12 protein-coding genes and 1 pseudogene are annotated in these 15751 nt (G+C 60.4%); 5 read left to right on the top strand and 8 right to left on the bottom strand.

All coding sequences use genetic code 11. The features are described 5' to 3' along the window. Positions 1-35: 35 nt before the first annotated feature. From cmk to mtnA, 8 genes and pseudogenes are all read right to left on the bottom strand, one after another. Complete coding sequence (cmk, locus tag KW849_RS03300; RefSeq protein WP_008049002.1) at positions 36-725, bottom strand: (d)CMP kinase; 690 nt, start codon at positions 723-725, stop codon at positions 36-38. Further along, positions 722-2929 (bottom strand): bifunctional prephenate dehydrogenase/3-phosphoshikimate 1-carboxyvinyltransferase, encoded by a 2208-nt coding sequence (locus tag KW849_RS03295; protein WP_256357066.1) that lies wholly within the window; start codon positions 2927-2929, stop codon positions 722-724. Before KW849_RS03295 ends, cmk begins: the two co-directional genes overlap by 4 nt. A gap of 28 nt (positions 2930-2957) precedes the next feature. Beyond that, entirely contained in the window at positions 2958-4070 is a 1113-nt protein-coding gene (gene hisC / locus KW849_RS03290; RefSeq protein WP_218427608.1) for a histidinol-phosphate transaminase, read from the bottom strand. A gap of 13 nt (positions 4071-4083) precedes the next feature. Further along, positions 4084-5178, bottom strand: a complete 1095-nt coding sequence (gene pheA / locus KW849_RS03285) for a prephenate dehydratase (RefSeq protein WP_218427606.1) — start codon at positions 5176-5178, stop codon at positions 4084-4086. After that, complete coding sequence (gene serC, locus KW849_RS03280; protein ID WP_218427603.1) at positions 5178-6263, bottom strand: 3-phosphoserine/phosphohydroxythreonine transaminase; 1086 nt, start codon at positions 6261-6263, stop codon at positions 5178-5180. The genes pheA and serC overlap by 1 nt, the downstream gene beginning before the upstream one ends. Positions 6264-6295: 32 nt before the next feature. Next, positions 6296-6421, bottom strand: a pseudogene (locus tag KW849_RS31215) (outer membrane lipoprotein carrier protein LolA); the annotation flags it as partial. Positions 6422-6480: 59 nt separating this feature from the next. Continuing rightward, positions 6481-9135: a DNA gyrase subunit A gene (gene gyrA / locus KW849_RS03275; RefSeq protein WP_218427600.1), complete on the bottom strand. Its 2655-nt coding sequence runs from the start codon at positions 9133-9135 to the stop codon at positions 6481-6483. Between the two features lie 434 nt (positions 9136-9569). Further along, positions 9570-10646: an S-methyl-5-thioribose-1-phosphate isomerase gene (gene mtnA, locus KW849_RS03270; RefSeq protein WP_218427598.1), complete on the bottom strand. Its 1077-nt coding sequence runs from the start codon at positions 10644-10646 to the stop codon at positions 9570-9572. Between the two features lie 108 nt (positions 10647-10754). On the opposite strand from mtnA, the gene KW849_RS03265 reads away from it, so the two are divergent. From KW849_RS03265 to KW849_RS03245, 5 genes are all read left to right on the top strand, one after another. Further along, positions 10755-12089, top strand: coding sequence for a TRZ/ATZ family hydrolase (locus tag KW849_RS03265; RefSeq protein ID WP_218427595.1), 1335 nt, complete (start codon positions 10755-10757; stop codon positions 12087-12089). Positions 12090-12146: 57 nt separating this feature from the next. Further along, on the top strand, positions 12147-12845 hold the full coding sequence (gene ubiG / locus KW849_RS03260; RefSeq protein WP_007985381.1) for a bifunctional 2-polyprenyl-6-hydroxyphenol methylase/3-demethylubiquinol 3-O-methyltransferase UbiG: 699 nt from the start codon (positions 12147-12149) through the stop codon (positions 12843-12845). A 4-nt stretch (positions 12846-12849) separates the two neighbouring features. Continuing rightward, complete coding sequence (gene mupP, locus KW849_RS03255; protein ID WP_218427593.1) at positions 12850-13521, top strand: N-acetylmuramic acid 6-phosphate phosphatase MupP; 672 nt, start codon at positions 12850-12852, stop codon at positions 13519-13521. 111 nt (positions 13522-13632) lie between these two features. Then, a complete protein-coding gene (locus tag KW849_RS03250; RefSeq protein ID WP_218427591.1) occupies positions 13633-14373 on the top strand; it encodes a YciK family oxidoreductase in 741 nt (246 codons plus the stop codon). 375 nt (positions 14374-14748) lie between these two features. After that, positions 14749-15675 (top strand): GGDEF domain-containing protein, encoded by a 927-nt coding sequence (locus tag KW849_RS03245; RefSeq protein WP_218427589.1) that lies wholly within the window; start codon positions 14749-14751, stop codon positions 15673-15675. The last annotated feature ends 76 nt before the right edge of the window (positions 15676-15751 follow it).

Raw genomic sequence — 15751 nt, 5'->3', positions numbered from 1 at the left:
GCAGGACTATGACTGGTCCCCTGCGGCCTTCTTGGTCACCCGGCGATATCGCGAATGGCGATCTCGCTCATGATGCGTTCCAGCACCTGGTCGATGGATAATTCCGTGGAATCCAGCTGTATGGCGTCAGCCGCCGGTTTGAGCGGGGCTACCGCTCGCTGGGTGTCACGCTCATCGCGCGCACGTATCTCATCTAGCAGACTCGACAGACTAACACCCTCGACTTTGCCCTTCAACTGCAAATATCGACGGCGTGCCCGCTCCTCGGCGCTGGCGGTCAGAAAAATCTTCAGCGGCGCGTCAGGAAAAACCACGGTACCCATGTCGCGACCATCCGCCACAAGACCCGGCGCTTCCTGAAAAGCTCGCTGGCGCTGCAGCAGCGCCTCGCGTACAGCGGGCAGCGCAGCCACCTGGGATGCGCCGGAACCGACGCTTTCGGTGCGAATGACATCGCTGACTTCATCACCTTCCAGAATGATGCGTTGCAACTGACCGTCCGTCGCCGCGATGAACTGCACATCCAGATGAGCGGCGAGTTTCTTCAGCAGCTCTTCGTTGGTCAGGTCGACACCATGGTTATGCGCGGCGAAGGCCAGCAATCGGTACAACGCACCGGAGTCCAGCAGGTTCCAGCCCAGGCGCTTGGCCAGAATCCCGGCGACCGTGCCCTTGCCCGAACCGCTTGGCCCATCAATGGTGATGACCGGTGCAATGCTGATCACGACTGTGCCTCTTGTGCCACGCGAATACCGACCTGTGCGCACAGCGCCAGGAAATTCGGGAACGACGTCGCGACGTTGGCGCAATCATGAATGCGGATCGGGGCACTGGCGCGTAGCGAAGCAACGCTGAACGCCATGGCGATACGGTGATCGCCATGGCCGTGCACTTCACCGCCGCCGATCTGACCGCCGTCGATGATGATGCCATCCGGGGTTGGTTCGCACTTGACGCCCAGCGCCAGTAGACCATCGGCCATGACCTGGATGCGATCCGATTCCTTGACCCGCAGCTCTTCGGCGCCACGCAACACGGTGCGCCCTTCGGCACAGGCAGCAGCGACGAACAGCACCGGGAACTCGTCGATCGCCAGCGGAACCAGCGCTTCGGGAATCTCGATACCTTTGAGTTTAGCTGCACGCACGCGTAAGTCAGCCACCGGTTCGCCACCCACTTCACGCTGGTTTTCCAGGGTGATGTCGGCGCCCATCAGGCGCAGGATGTCGATCACTCCGGTACGGGTCGGGTTGATGCCGACGTGTTCGAGCACCAGCTCCGAACCTTCGGCGATCGAGGCCGCCACCAGGAAAAATGCCGAGGAAGAGATATCACCCGGGACTTCAATGTGGGTCGCGGTCAGTTTGCTGCCAGACTCGACCGATGCGGTAGCACCGTTGACCGTTACCGGATAGCCGAAACCGCGCAGCATGCGCTCGGTATGGTCCCGGGTCGGAGCAGGCTCGGTAACCGTGGTCTTGCCTTCGGCATACAGGCCGGCCAACAGCAGGCAGGACTTAACCTGGGCACTGGCCATCGGCATGGTGTAGGTCAGGCCCTTGAGCTTGTTGCCACCACGAATGGTCATCGGCGGACGACCTTCCGCGGCGGTTTCGATCACGGCGCCCATTTCACGCAGCGGATTGGCCACGCGATTCATCGGGCGCTTGGACAGCGAAGCGTCGCCGGTCAGGGTGCTGTCGAAGTTCTGCGCAGCCAGCAGACCGGACAGCAGACGCATCGAAGTACCGGAGTTGCCCAGATAGATCGGGCCCGGTGCCGGCTTCAGGCCATGCAGGCCAACACCGTGAATGGTCACGCGACCGTGGTGCGGACCTTCGATGACGACGCCCATGTCACGGAATGCCTGCAAGGTTGCCAGGGCATCTTCACCCTCGAGGAAACCTTCGACTTCGGTGACGCCTTCAGCCAGGGAACCGAGCATGATCGAACGGTGGGAAATCGATTTGTCACCTGGTACGCGAATCCGACCGGACAGGCGGCCACCAGGTTGAGCCAGGAAAATCAGATCGTTGGAATTCATAGCGTCCACATAGGCCCTGCGGGCCAGGATTTTACTGAAATGCTCGCGGGCAACCCGGGCGCGAGTGAAAACGCCCAACAATTGGTGCCCATCCCCTGCATCGACCGCGTCGCGCAAGGCGTCGAGGTCGCTGCGAAATGTATCGAGTGTGCGCAGGACAGCTTCGCGGTTGGCGAGGAAGATGTCGTGCCACATGACCGGGTCGCTTCCGGCGATTCTTGTGAAATCGCGGAAACCGCCCGCAGCGTAACGGAAGATCTCAAGATTTTCATTGCGCTTGGCCAACGAATCGACCAAGCCGAACGCCAGCAAGTGCGGCAGATGACTGGTCGCCGCCAAGACTTCGTCGTGACGTTCGACCTGCATGTGCTCGACATCGGCGCCTAATTCGCGCCACAAACGGTCGACTACCGACAGGGCTGCCGGATCGGTTTGCGCCAGCGGTGTGAGGATCACTTTGTGGCGACGAAACAGCTCGGCATTGGAGGCTTCCACGCCGCTCTGCTCGGAACCGGCAATCGGATGACCCGGCACGAACCGCACCGGCATGCCGCCGAACGCCTCGGTTGCCGCACGCACCACATTGCCCTTGGCGCTGCCGACATCGGTCAGGATCGCTTGCCCCAGATCCATGCTCGCCAAACGCGCGAGCACTTTTTCCATGGCCAGGATCGGCACCGCCAGCTGAATGACGTCGGCACCCTGACAAGCAATGCCCAGGTCTTCCTCACAGCGATCCACCACACCCAATTCGACCGCGAGTTTGCGCGATTGCGGATCGAGATCGACCCCGACCACTTCACGGCATATGCCGCTCTCACGCAAACCCTTGGCAAACGAACCACCAATCAACCCAAGACCGACCACCACCAGGCGACCGATCATAGGTTCAGCAGATTGCAGCGCAGTGACATCAACCACGAGCCAGAACCTTGGTCAGCGCCTCAAGGAAGCGGCTGTTCTCTGCCGGCAGACCAATGGTGACGCGCAGGTGATTCGGCATGCCGTAGTTCGCTACCGGACGCACGATCACGCCTTCACGAAGCAAGCCCTGGAACACCGGGGCCGCGACCTGACCGAGATCGACGCAAATGAAATTGCCCTTGGACGCAATCCAGCTCAGCCCCAGCTCACGGAAACCGGCTTCCAGTTGCTGCATGCCGGACTCGTTCAACTGACGGCTTTGCGCCAGATACTCTTCATCCTTCAACGCCGCACAGGCCGCGGCCAGCGCCAGGCTGTTGACGTTGAACGGCTGGCGTACACGGTTCAGCACGTCCGCGACCACCGCCGTGGACAAGCCATAACCTACGCGCAGCGCCGCCAGGCCATAGGCCTTGGAGAAGGTGCGGGAAACCAGCAGGTTCGGATAAGCCGCCAGGAAGTCCAGGCCGTCCGGCAGATCGCTGCCTTCGGCGTACTCGATGTAGGCCTCGTCCAGCACCACCAGCACATGCTCCGGAACATCCTGCAGGAATTCGTCCAGCGCCTCGGCGTCGAACCAGGTCCCGGTCGGGTTGTTAGGGTTGGCGATGAAGACCACACGGGTATTGGCATCGATCGCCGCCAGCATGGCGGGCAGGTCATGCCCCCAATCCTTGGCTGGAACCACCTTGGCCTGCGCGCCGACCGCCTGAGTGGCAATCGGGTAGACAGCGAACGCATGCTCGCTGAATACGGCATTCAGGCCCGGTGCCAGATAGGCGCGCGCCACCAGCTCAAGAATGTCGTTGGAGCCATTACCCAGCGTCACTTGATTGAGCTCGACACGGCACTGCTCGGCCAGCAGGGTCTTGAGCGCAAAACCGTTGCCGTCCGGATAGCGGGTCAGCTCGACCAGCGCATCGCGGATGGCCGCCAGCGCCTTGGGGCCGGCGCCCAGCGGGTTTTCGTTGCTTGCCAGTTTGACGATGCTGGCTGGATCGAGATTGAGCTCACGAGCCAGTTCGTCCACGGGCTTGCCCGGAACGTAAGGCGAAAGTTCTTGCACGCCCGGCTGCGCCAGAGCAAGGAAATTGCCACTCATTTGCTACCGCCCCTTAGAGAACTGCTTTCGGGTAGGAACCCAGCACTTTGAGTGCCACCGCTTCCTGACTGATCTTTTCCAGCACACTTTTGACCAGCGGGTCGCGGTGGTGGCCAACGAAATCGATGAAGAACACGTAGGTCCACTTGCCGCTGCGCGACGGACGAGTCTCGATTCGCGTCAGGTCGATGCCATTGTCGTGGAACGGCACCAGCAACTCGTGCAGCGCACCCGGTTTGTTGCTCATGGAAACGATGATCGAGGTCTTGTCGTCGCCGGTCGGAGGCACTTCCTGATTACCGATCATCAGGAAGCGCGTGGAGTTATCCGGGCGATCCTCGATCTTCTCGGCCAATCGCGTCAGCCCGTACAGGCCGGCCGCCATGTCGCCGGCAATCGCCGCCGAGTTCCACTCACCCTTGACCCGCTTGGCCGCTTCGGCGTTGCTCGACACCGCCACGCGCTCGACATTCGGGTAGTGGGCGTCCAGCCACTTGCGGCACTGGGCCAGTGACTGGGCGTGGGAGTAGATACGGCTGATGCTGTCGGTCTTGGTGTTTTCACCGACCAACAGGTGATGGTGGATACGCAGTTCGACTTCGCCGCAGATCACCATGTCGTGTTCAAGGAAGCTGTCGAGGGTGTGATTAACCGCGCCTTCGGTGGAGTTTTCCACCGGCACCACGCCGAAGTTCACTGCACCGGCCGCCACTTCACGGAACACTTCGTCGATCGCCGCCATCGGCTTGCTGATCACCGCATGACCGAAGTGCTTCATGGCCGCTGCCTGGGTGAAGGTGCCCTCAGGGCCGAGGTAAGCTACTTTCAGCGGCTGCTCGAGCGCCAGGCACGAAGACATGATTTCACGGAACAACCGCGCCATCTCTTCGTTGCCCAGCGGCCCCTGGTTACGCTCCATGACACGCTTGAGCACCTGAGCTTCGCGCTCAGGACGATAGAACACCGGCACTTCGCCTTCGGCCAGCGAGGCCATCTTTACTCGCGCGACTTCCTGGGCGCAGCGCGCACGCTCACTGATCAGCTCCAGGACCTTTTCGTCCAGGGCATCAATGCGCAGGCGCAGTGCCTTGAGTTCTTGCTCAGACATTAGCCGTGTTCCTTCTCGAACTCTGCCATGTACGAAACCAGCGCGTTGACGGCGTTGATGTCGACGGCGTTATAGATGGAGGCGCGCATGCCACCCACGGAACGGTGCCCCTTGAGGTTCAACAGGCCACGCTCGTCGGCACCCGTCAGGAACGGCTTGTCCAGACGATCATCCGCCAGGCGGAACGGCACGTTCATCCACGAGCGGTCCGACTTGTTGATCGGGTTGCTGTACAGGCCGCTGGCATCGATGAAGCTGTACAGCGTGCGCTGCTTGACTTCGTTGAGCTTGCCGATGGCCTCGACGCCGCCCTGCTCTTTCAGCCACTCGAACACCAGGCCGGACAGGTACCAGGCCAGGGTCGGCGGGGTGTTGTACATCGAACCGTTATCGGCCGCGACCTTGTAGTTGAGCATAGTCGGGCACAGGGAACGGGCGTGGCCCAGCAGGTCTTCGCGAACGATGTTGACGACGATACCGCTCGGACCGATGTTTTTCTGGGCGCCGGCGTAGATCATGCCGAAACGTGAAACATCCACCGGACGCGACAGGATGTCCGAAGACATGTCGGCGACCAGCGGTACATCACCGGTTTCCGGAATCCATTGGAATTCCAGGCCGCCGATGGTTTCGTTCGGCGCGTAGTGGACGTAGGCTGCGTCTTTCGACAGTTTCCACTCGTTCTGGCCGGGAATGGCGAAATAGTCGTAAGGCTTGGCGGTGCCGGCAACATTGACGTGGCCGTAGCGCGAAGCTTCTTCGATGGCTTTCTGCGACCAGATACCGGTGTCGATATAGTCGGCAGAGCCGTTTTCCGGCAACAGGTTCAGAGGAATCTGAGCAAATTGCTGGCTGGCACCACCCTGCAGAAACAGCACTTTATAGTTCGAGGGGATATTCAGCAGATCACGCAGATCCTGCTCGGCCTTGGTGGCAATGGACACGAACTCATCACTGCGATGGCTCATTTCCATGACCGACAGGCCCTTGCCGTGCCAGTCGAGGAGTTCACCCTGGGCGCGCTGCAGGACAGCTTCGGGAAGCGCCGCAGGACCGGCACAGAAGTTATAGGCTCTCTTGCTCACATCCAATCTCGCTCTGATTTGGTGGTATCACGCAATAAATCAAACACTGTAGGAGCGAGCTTGCTCGCGAAAAACTTGAGAGCGCAAGGGTGCACCAGACGCCCCGCGTTATCGTTAATGACCTTCGCGAGCAAGTTCGCTCCTACAGGGGTGTCGATATTTTCAACGGGGACAAACAACAAGGGGGCGAATTTTCATCCGCCCCCTGCTTACCCGCTTATTCCTGTGGTTCTTCGTCAGCGGCGGCGTCGAGTTGCTGGTCTTCGGCAACGTCGTCGATCACGACTTCACCGACAAACCCTTCACCCTCTTCACCTTCCAGCTCTTCGCCCTCGACTTCCGACGGCTCCTGAACCCGCTCCAGACCGACCAGCGTTTCATCGTTGGCCAGTTTGATCAGGGTCACGCCCTGGGTGTTACGACCCAGGCTGGAGACTTCGTCGACACGGGTGCGCACCAGAGTGCCCTGGTCGGAAATCAGCATGATTTCCTCGCCGTCGAGCACCTGCACTGCGCCGACCAGACGGCCGTTACGCTCGTTGCTGACCATGGCGATAACGCCCTGACCGCCACGCTTGTACTCAGGGAACTCGGTGATCGCCGTGCGCTTGCCGTAGCCACGCGCCGAAGCGGTGAGGATCTGACTGCCTTCTTCCGGGATCAGCATGGAAATCAGCTTCTGGCCTTCCGGCAGACGCATGCCGCGCACACCGCGGGCGGTACGGCCCATGGCGCGAACGTCGGTTTCCTTGAAGCGAGTGACCTTGCCACCGTCGGAGAACAGCATGACTTCACGCTCGCCATCGGTGATGGCGGCGGAGATCAATACGTCGCCTTCATCCAGTTCCAACGCGATCAGGCCGACGCTGCGTTGACGGCTGAAGGATTCCAGCGGGGTCTTCTTCACGGTGCCTTTGGCAGTCGCCATGAAGATGAAATGGCCTTCGGTGTATTCCTCGACGGGCAGCATGGTGGTGATGTATTCATCACTGTCCAGCGGCAGCAGATTGACCAGCGGACGACCACGGGCAGCGCGGGACGCTTCAGGGATTTCGTAGGTTTTCAGCCAGTACACCTTGCCCTTGCTGGAGAACAGCAACAGCGTGGTGTGGCTGTTGGCAACCAGCAGGTGAGCGATGTAGTCCTCATCCTTGACGCCGGTCGCCGACTTGCCTTTGCCGCCACGACGCTGGGCCTGGTACGCAGCCAGCGGCTGGGTCTTGGCGTAGCCACCGTGGGAAATCGTCACGACACGCTCTTCTTCCGGGATCATGTCACCCAGGGTCAGGTCGAGACGGGCGTCGAGGATTTCGGTACGACGTACGTCACCGTACTCGGCGCGAATCACTTCCAGCTCTTCGCGGATCACTTCCATCAGGCGCGTGGCGCTGTTGAGGATGCGGATCAGCTCGCCGATCTGATTGAGGATCTCTTGATACTCGGCCAGCAGTTTTTCGTGTTCCAGACCGGTCAGACGGTGCAGACGCAGTTCCAGAATGGCTTGCGCCTGTTCTGGCGACAGGAAGTACTTGCCGTCACGCAGGCCGTATTGCGGATCGAGGTTTTCCGGACGGCACGAATCGGCACCGGCACGCTCGACCATCGCCACCACGGCCGAGGATTCCCAAGGGGTGCTGATCAGCGCTTCCTTGGCTTCCGACGGCGTTGGCGACGCCTTGATCAGGGCGATGACCGGGTCGATGTTCGACAGGGCAACCGCTTGACCTTCAAGGATGTGACCACGCTCGCGCGCCTTGCGCAGTTCGAACACAGTACGACGGGTAACCACTTCGCGACGGTGACGGACGAAGGCTTCCAGCAGATCCTTGAGGTTCAGGATCCGCGGACGGCCGTCGATCAGCGCGACGATGTTGATACCGAACACCGCTTGTAGCTGGGTCTGGGCGTAGAGGTTGTTGAGGATGACCTCTGGCACTTCGCCGCGACGCAGCTCGATCACCACGCGCATACCATCCTTGTCGGACTCATCGCGCAGCTCGGTGATGCCTTCAAGCTTCTTCTCTTTGACCAGCTCGGCGATCTTCTCGATCAGACGGGCCTTGTTCAGCTGGTAAGGGAGTTCGGTGATGACGATCTGCTGGCGACCACCGACCTTGTCGATGTCTTCGATCATCGAGCGGGCGCGCATGTAAATGCGCCCGCGACCGGTGCGGTAGGCTTCGATGATGCCGGCGCGACCGTTGATGATCGCAGCGGTCGGGAAGTCCGGACCGGGAATGTATTGCATCAGCTCGTCGACAGTCAGCTCTGGATTGTCGATGAGCGCCAGGCAACCGTCGATGACTTCACCGAGGTTGTGCGGCGGGATGTTGGTCGCCATGCCCACGGCGATACCGCTGGAGCCGTTGACCAGCAGGTTGGGAATACGGGTCGGCATGACCGCCGGGATCATTTCGGTGCCGTCGTAGTTCGGCACCCAGTCCACGGTTTCTTTATGCAGGTCGGCCAGCAGCTCGTGCGCCAGCTTGGTCATGCGCACTTCGGTGTATCGCATGGCCGCGGCGTTGTCGCCGTCCACCGAACCGAAGTTGCCCTGGCCGTCTACCAGCAGGTAGCGCAGGGAGAATGGCTGCGCCATCCGAACGATGGTGTCGTACACCGCGGTATCACCGTGCGGGTGATACTTACCGATCACGTCACCGACAACACGGGCAGATTTCTTGTACGGCTTGTTGAAGTCGTTGCCCAGCTCGCTCATCGCGAACAGCACGCGCCGGTGCACGGGCTTCAAGCCATCGCGCGCATCCGGCAGTGCCCGCCCGACAATTACGCTCATCGCGTAGTCGAGGTAGGACTGCTTCAGCTCGTCTTCGATATTGACCGGGAGGATTTCTTTGGCCAGTTCGCCCATGAGAAGCCTGATTCCTTTTTCTGGTGAAACCTCGTCACATCCATATGGGACGAACGAAGCTCGCCGATGCAGACTGAGTGCCATGCACCGACTTACGACAAATCAACGAGTTATGCCATGGATCTGCGCAGTACGGGTCGCCACTTCGGGCAACCCTGGAAACCGCCGGATGTTATCACAAGAGCCGCCACGCACCTATCCCCCAGATGCGCATGGAGAGTAGTTAGTTGACCGGTGACAGGCTTGAAGGGGACGAGAGGGGCTTAGAGGTGTGATCAACCGGCATTCAACCGTATTTTTCACTTGTAAACACCGACCTGTAGGAGTTGCCGAAGGCTGCGATCTTTTCGGGACCGTTACCGACTTATGCCGGGAAGATCAAAAGATCGCAGCCTTCGGCAGCTCCTACAGGGATTTCGTGCAACCCGAATGACTTAATGCAGACGCTTGCGGCACATCAACTGCGCCATTTTCGCCGTATCCGGGCGCTCGACGATGCCTTTTTCGGTGACGATCGCATCGATCAGGTCCGCCGGCGTCACGTCGAATACCGGGTTAAAGGCATGGACGTCGGCCCCGACGCGCTTGCCGCCAACCTCCAGCAACTCGCGACCATCACGCTCTTCAATCGGGATGTCATCGCCACTGGCCAGGTTCATGTCGATGGTCGAACTCGGCGCCACCACCATGAAGCGCACGCCGTGGTGCATGGCGTTGACGGCCAGTTGATAGGTGCCGATCTTGTTGGCCACGTCGCCATTGGCGGTGATCCGGTCAGCGCCGACGATGACCCAGGTAGGGCCTTTGGTCTTCATGATATGCGCCGCGGCGGAATCGACATTGAGGGTCACGGGAATGCCTTCATTGGCCAGTTCCCACGCGGTCAGCCGCGAGCCCTGCAGCCAAGGGCGGGTTTCGTCGACATAGACCTGCTCGACCATACCCTCGATGAATGCCGCACGAATCACCCCCAGCGCCGTGCCAAAGCCGCCCGTGGCCAGCGCTCCGGTGTTGCAGTGGGTCAGGATCGCCTGGGCGTTGCCCTGATGCTTGCGGATCAGGTCGACACCCAGTTGCGCCATGGTCAGGTTGGCTTCACGATCACTTTCGTGAATGGCGATGGCCTCGGCCTCCAGCGCCGCCAGCGGATCGGCATTGTCTTTCAGGCGATCAAGCCGATCATGCATGCGACCCAGCGCCCAGAACAGGTTGACGGCGGTAGGACGGGAATCGGCCAACAGCATGAAATCCTCTTCCAGCGCAGCGTACCAGTCGCCGCCTTCGGCAATCCGGGCCCGGGCCGCGAGCACGATGCCATAAGCTGCGCTAATGCCGATGGCCGGCGCGCCACGCACCACCATCGAGCGAATGGCCTCAGCCACACCGGCCGCACTGGTGTAGGCAATCCAGGTTTCCTCGAACGGCAAAATACGCTGATCCAGCAGATGGAGAGCGCCATCACGCCAATCGATGGCCTTTACCTTTTCCGCAGCCAACAGTCGATCGCGCATCCCTCACCCCGCACTCATGAACAAAAGCCGCCGATTATAGCGATCCCCCCGCGAAGACGCTCGGGTATACTTCGCCATCCTATACAAAAGCACAGGAACCCACCCTCGATGCCGAACACTGCCGCTGCGCTCGACTTGTTATTGCTGCCGACCTGGCTGGTACCCGTCGAACCCGCTGGTGTTGTCCTCAAGGAACATGGCGTGGGCATCCGTGATGGACGCATCGTGTTTATCGGCCCACGTTCTGCCGCACTGAAGCTTAACGCAACCGAAATCCGTGAATTGCCCGACATGTTGCTCAGCCCCGGCCTGATCAATGCCCACGGGCACGCGGCGATGACGCTTTTCCGTGGCCTGGCCGATGACCTGCCATTGATGACCTGGCTGGAAAACCATATCTGGCCCGCCGAGGCCAAATGGGTCGATGAAGATTTCGTGCGCGACGGCACCGACCTTGCCATCGCCGAGCAAATCAAAGGCGGCATCACCTGTTTCTCTGACATGTACTTCTTCCCGAAGGTTGCCAGCGAGCGCGTGCACAACAGCGGCATTCGCGCGCAGATCGCGATTCCGATCCTTGATTTCCCGATTCCGGGGGCCGCCACGGCGGACGAAGCCATTCGTCAGGGCGTTGAACTGTTTGGCGATCTCAAGCACCACGAGCGCATCAAAATCACCTTCGGCCCCCATGCACCCTACACCGTGGGCGATGAAAGCCTGGAAAAAATCCGGGTGATTGCCGAAGAACTGGACGCCTCGATCCACATGCACGTGCATGAAACCGCGTTTGAAGTGCAGCAATCGGTCGAGCAGCACGGTGAACGACCGCTGGCCCGACTGGCGCGCCTGGGTTTGCTGGGGCCGCGCTTCCAGGCGGTTCACATGACCCAGATCAGCGAGGAAGACCTGGCGCTGCTGGTAGAAAGCAACAGCAGTGTGATTCATTGCCCGGAGTCGAACCTGAAGCTGGCCAGCGGGTTCTGCCCGGTCGAGCGTTTGTGGCAGGCCGGGGTCAATGTCGCGGTCGGCACCGATGGCGCAGCCAGCAACAATGACCTGGACCTGCTCGGCGAAACCCGCACCGCGGCCTTGCTGGCCAAGGCTGTCGCCGGCTCGGCGACCGCGCTGGATGCCCATCGTGCCTTGCGCATGGCCACCCTCAACGGTGCCCGGGCACTGGGCATCGAGGCCGAAACCGGCTCACTGGAAATCGGCAAAGCCGCGGACATGGTCGCGTTCGACCTCTCCGGCCTGGCCCAGCAACCGGTCTACGACCCGGTTTCGCAGCTTATATACGCCACCGGCCGAGACTGCGTGAAACACCTTTGGGTTGCCGGCAAGCAGTTGCTCGACGACCGTCGCCTGACACGCCTGGATGAACAACAGCTTGGCACTGTCGCAAAGGCCTGGGGCCAGCGCATCAGCGGCCGTACCGAATCGTAAGCACCCTGGAGCACAATCCGGGGCAACAGGATTTTTCAAGTTTTAGAGGACTAGACCATGAGCAACGTCGACTACGCCGAAATCGCCAAATTCGAGGCCCTGGCCCATCGCTGGTGGGACCGCGAAAGCGAATTCAAACCGCTGCACGATATCAACCCGCTGCGGGTCAACTGGATCGACGAACGCGTCAACCTGGCCGGCAAGAAGGTCCTCGACGTCGGTTGCGGCGGCGGCATCCTCAGCGAAGCCATGGCTCAGCGCGGCGCGACCGTGATGGGTATCGACATGGGTGAAGCGCCGTTGGCGGTCGCGCAATTGCATCAGCTGGAGTCGGGCGTCAACGTCGAATACCGGCAGATCACCGCCGAAGCCCTGGCCGAGGAAATGCCCGAGCAGTTCGACGTGGTCACCTGCCTGGAAATGCTTGAGCACGTGCCGGATCCGTCGTCGGTCATCCGCGCCTGCTTCCGCATGGTCAAGCCCGGCGGCCAGGTGTTCTTCTCCACCATCAACCGCAACCCGAAAGCGTATCTGTTCGCCATCGTCGGCGCCGAATACATCATGAAGTTGTTGCCGCGCGGCACCCACGACTTCAAGAAATTCATCCGCCCGTCCGAACTCGGCGCCTGGAGCCGCATGGCCGGCCTGACCGTCAAGGACATCATCGGCCTGACCTACAACCCGCTGACCAAGCACTACAAACTGGCGGCTGACGTGGACGTCAACTACATGATCCAGACCCTGCGCGAGGAGTAAGCCGATGCCAATCAGAGCAGTTCTTTTCGACATGGACGGCACCCTGCTCGACACCGCGCCGGACTTCATTGCGATCTGTCAGGCGATGCGTGCCGACCGCGGCTTGCCGCCGATGAACGTCAAGCACATCCGCGACGAGATTTCCGGCGGCGCCCGCGCAATGGTCGCAGTGACCTTCGCCATGGACCCGGAATCGCCGGGGTTCGAAGCGTTGCGCCTGGAGTTCCTGGAGCGCTACCTCGTGGGTTGCGCCGTTCATAGCAAGCTGTTCGACGGCATGGCTCAATTGCTCGCCGACATCGAGAAAGCCAACCTGCTCTGGGGCGTGGTCACCAACAAGCCACTGCGATTCGCCGAGCGGATCATGCAACAGCTGGGGTTGGCCGAGCGTTCGGCACTGCTGATCTGCCCCGATCACGTGAAAAACAGCAAACCGGATCCCGAGCCGCTGATTCTGGCCTGCAAGATGCTCGACCTGGACCCTGCCAGCGTGCTGTTCGTAGGTGATGACTTGCGCGACATCGAATCGGGCCGCGATGCCGGTACCAAGACTGCTGCGGTGACCTTCGGCTATATCCACCCGGATGACAACCCGCGGCATTGGGGTGCAGATGTGGTGGTCGATCATCCGCTGGAGTTGCGCAAGGTGCTCGATAGTGCGCTTTGCAGCTGCTGATTAAAGTCAAGAGATCGCAGCCTGCGGCAGCTCCTACAGGGGACCGCGATCGGCGTAGGAGCTGCCGCAGGCTGCGATCTTTTCCAGCTTTGTTATGGATTGAGGTTATTTATGTTTGATTATTCCTCCCGCCCCGAACTGCTCAAGGATCGGGTCATTCTGGTCACCGGCGCAGGACGCGGTATTGGCGCCGCAGCGGCAAAAACCTACGCGGCCCACGGCGCAACCGTGCTGCTGCTGGGCAAGACCGAAGCCAACCTGACCCAGGTCTACGACGAAATCGAAGCCGCCGGCCATCCACAACCGGCAGTCATCCCCTTCAACCTCGAAACCGCCCTGCCCCATCAATACGATGAGCTGGCGGCGATGATCGAAAGCGAATTCGGGCATCTCGACGGCCTGCTGCACAATGCTTCGATCATCGGCCCGCGCACGCCGATCGAGCAGTTGTCAGGCGAAAACTTCATGCGGGTCATGCAAGTCAACGTCAATGCCATGTTCATGCTCACCAGCACTCTGCTGCCGCTGCTCAAGCTGTCGCAAGATGCTTCGGTGGTGTTCACGTCCAGCAGCGTCGGCCGCAAGGGACGTGCGTACTGGGGCGCTTACGGCGTCTCAAAATTCGCCACTGAAGGCCTGATGCAAACCCTGGCCGACGAAGTCGATACCGTGGCCCCGGTACGCTCCAACAGCATCAACCCGGGCGCTACCCGCACCAGCATGCGCGCCCAGGCTTACCCGGGCGAAAATCCGCTGAACAACCCGACGCCCGAGGAGATCATGCCGGTCTACCTTTACCTGATGGGCCCGGACAGCACCGGTATCAACGGCCAGGCGTTCAACGCCCAGTAGCGACCGTACGTCGCTTTTAAGTGCCGCGCCAGCTTACTGTCACGGCACTCGAAGGCTCCCGGACTCGAGCCAGGCACCTGTCAAACAAACGTCACACGCTGCGCTACACAGGCAACAGACAAACAACAAGTCTTTGATTTAACACAGTTTTTATTCAGATGAACCGAATGGCACGACTTTCGCTCTAAGTTTGCTCAGATACGAAACGTGAAAGCAGACGGGACGAAGCTTGAGTGCAGCGATTACTTATCTTCTACAAAGCAGATTAAACTTGTACGAAATGTCCTACGGGACTGACGGACCAGTACGACGCGCAGCCTAAGCCGCTCTCACCCTGCTTGTAAGACAGCCTTACCGCTTAGGGGCGCACGCCTTATGAAACCACCTTCCCAGACCAACGCAATTGACTTCGATAGCGCCAAATTGCAGCGCCTGGGCTTTGGTCAGCAGCCGCCTCCTCTGACAAGGCCTGTCAGTCTTGCGCAATTGCGCCAGCAACTGAGCCTGCAGCTGCAAACCAGTCTGGAACCGCAACGCATTCTTGGGACGTTCTATCGCGAGATTCAGCGATTGGTGCCACTGGACGCTTTGTGCTACTTGCACAAGAGCAGTGACTTGCGTCTGGAGTTCGGCCAACGCGGCCACCATTCCATCAGTTACAGCCTCAGCCACGAAGGCGAACACCTGGGTGAGCTGATTTTCCGCCGCAATCAGCGCTTCAGTGAACAGGAACAGGGCAATCTCGAATCACTGCTGGCCGCGCTGCTTTTCCCGATGCGCAACGCGCTGCTTTACCGTACCGCCACCCAATGCGCACTGCGCGACCCGCTGACGGGCACCGGGAACCGCATCGCCATGGACCAAACGCTGCAAAGGGAAATCGAGCTATCCCGGCGTCATCTGCAACCGTTATCGGTGCTGATGCTGGACATCGATCATTTCAAGCAAGTCAATGATACCCACGGCCACAGCACAGGCGATGATGTGCTCAAGGCGGTCGCTGCCTCGATCAAAAACCAGCTGCGCAACGTGGACATGGTGTTTCGCTATGGCGGTGAAGAGTTCCTGATCCTGCTGTCGAACACCACCCGCGAGGCCGCGGCCATGGTCGGGGAACGACTGCGGCTCGCCGTGCAGTCGCAAGAGTACCTGGCCGATAGTCATATGATCATGCTGACAGTCAGCCTCGGCTGTTCGACACTGTTACCCGGAGAGTCTGCCGAAAGCCTGTTGCGACGGGCAGACAGCGCATTGTATGTAGCCAAGCGCGAAGGTCGTAACCGGCTGAAGATGGCGGGCTGATTTTTCAGTCACGACACAAACCAATGTGGGAGCGAACTGTGGCGAGGGGGCTTGTCGGAACGCCGCACCGCCCCGT

Origin of the sequence: Pseudomonas sp. PDM26, from assembly GCF_019219185.1 — a bacterium.
GTDB lineage: Bacteria > Pseudomonadota > Gammaproteobacteria > Pseudomonadales > Pseudomonadaceae > Aquipseudomonas.
The sequence above is the reverse complement of the archived record's forward strand: the minus strand, read 5'-3'. Positions and strand labels throughout refer to the sequence as shown.

Excerpts from the sequence above, each read along its gene's own strand:
- KW849_RS03295 (WP_256357066.1), bottom strand. The coding sequence starts at position 2,929 with ATGATCGGTCGCCTGGTGGTGGTCGGTCTTGGGTTGATTGGTGGTTCG.
- hisC (WP_218427608.1), bottom strand. The coding sequence starts at position 4,070 with ATGAGTGGCAATTTCCTTGCTCTGGCGCAGCCGGGCGTGCAAGAACTT.
- pheA (WP_218427606.1), bottom strand. The coding sequence starts at position 5,178 with ATGTCTGAGCAAGAACTCAAGGCACTGCGCCTGCGCATTGATGCCCTG.
- gyrA (WP_218427600.1), bottom strand. The coding sequence starts at position 9,135 with ATGGGCGAACTGGCCAAAGAAATCCTCCCGGTCAATATCGAAGACGAG.
- mtnA (WP_218427598.1), bottom strand. The coding sequence starts at position 10,646 with ATGCGCGATCGACTGTTGGCTGCGGAAAAGGTAAAGGCCATCGATTGG.
- KW849_RS03265 (WP_218427595.1), top strand. The coding sequence starts at position 10,755 with ATGCCGAACACTGCCGCTGCGCTCGACTTGTTATTGCTGCCGACCTGG.
- ubiG (WP_007985381.1), top strand. The coding sequence starts at position 12,147 with ATGAGCAACGTCGACTACGCCGAAATCGCCAAATTCGAGGCCCTGGCC.
- mupP (WP_218427593.1), top strand. The coding sequence starts at position 12,850 with ATGCCAATCAGAGCAGTTCTTTTCGACATGGACGGCACCCTGCTCGAC.
- KW849_RS03250 (WP_218427591.1), top strand. The coding sequence starts at position 13,633 with ATGTTTGATTATTCCTCCCGCCCCGAACTGCTCAAGGATCGGGTCATT.
- KW849_RS03245 (WP_218427589.1), top strand. The coding sequence starts at position 14,749 with ATGAAACCACCTTCCCAGACCAACGCAATTGACTTCGATAGCGCCAAA.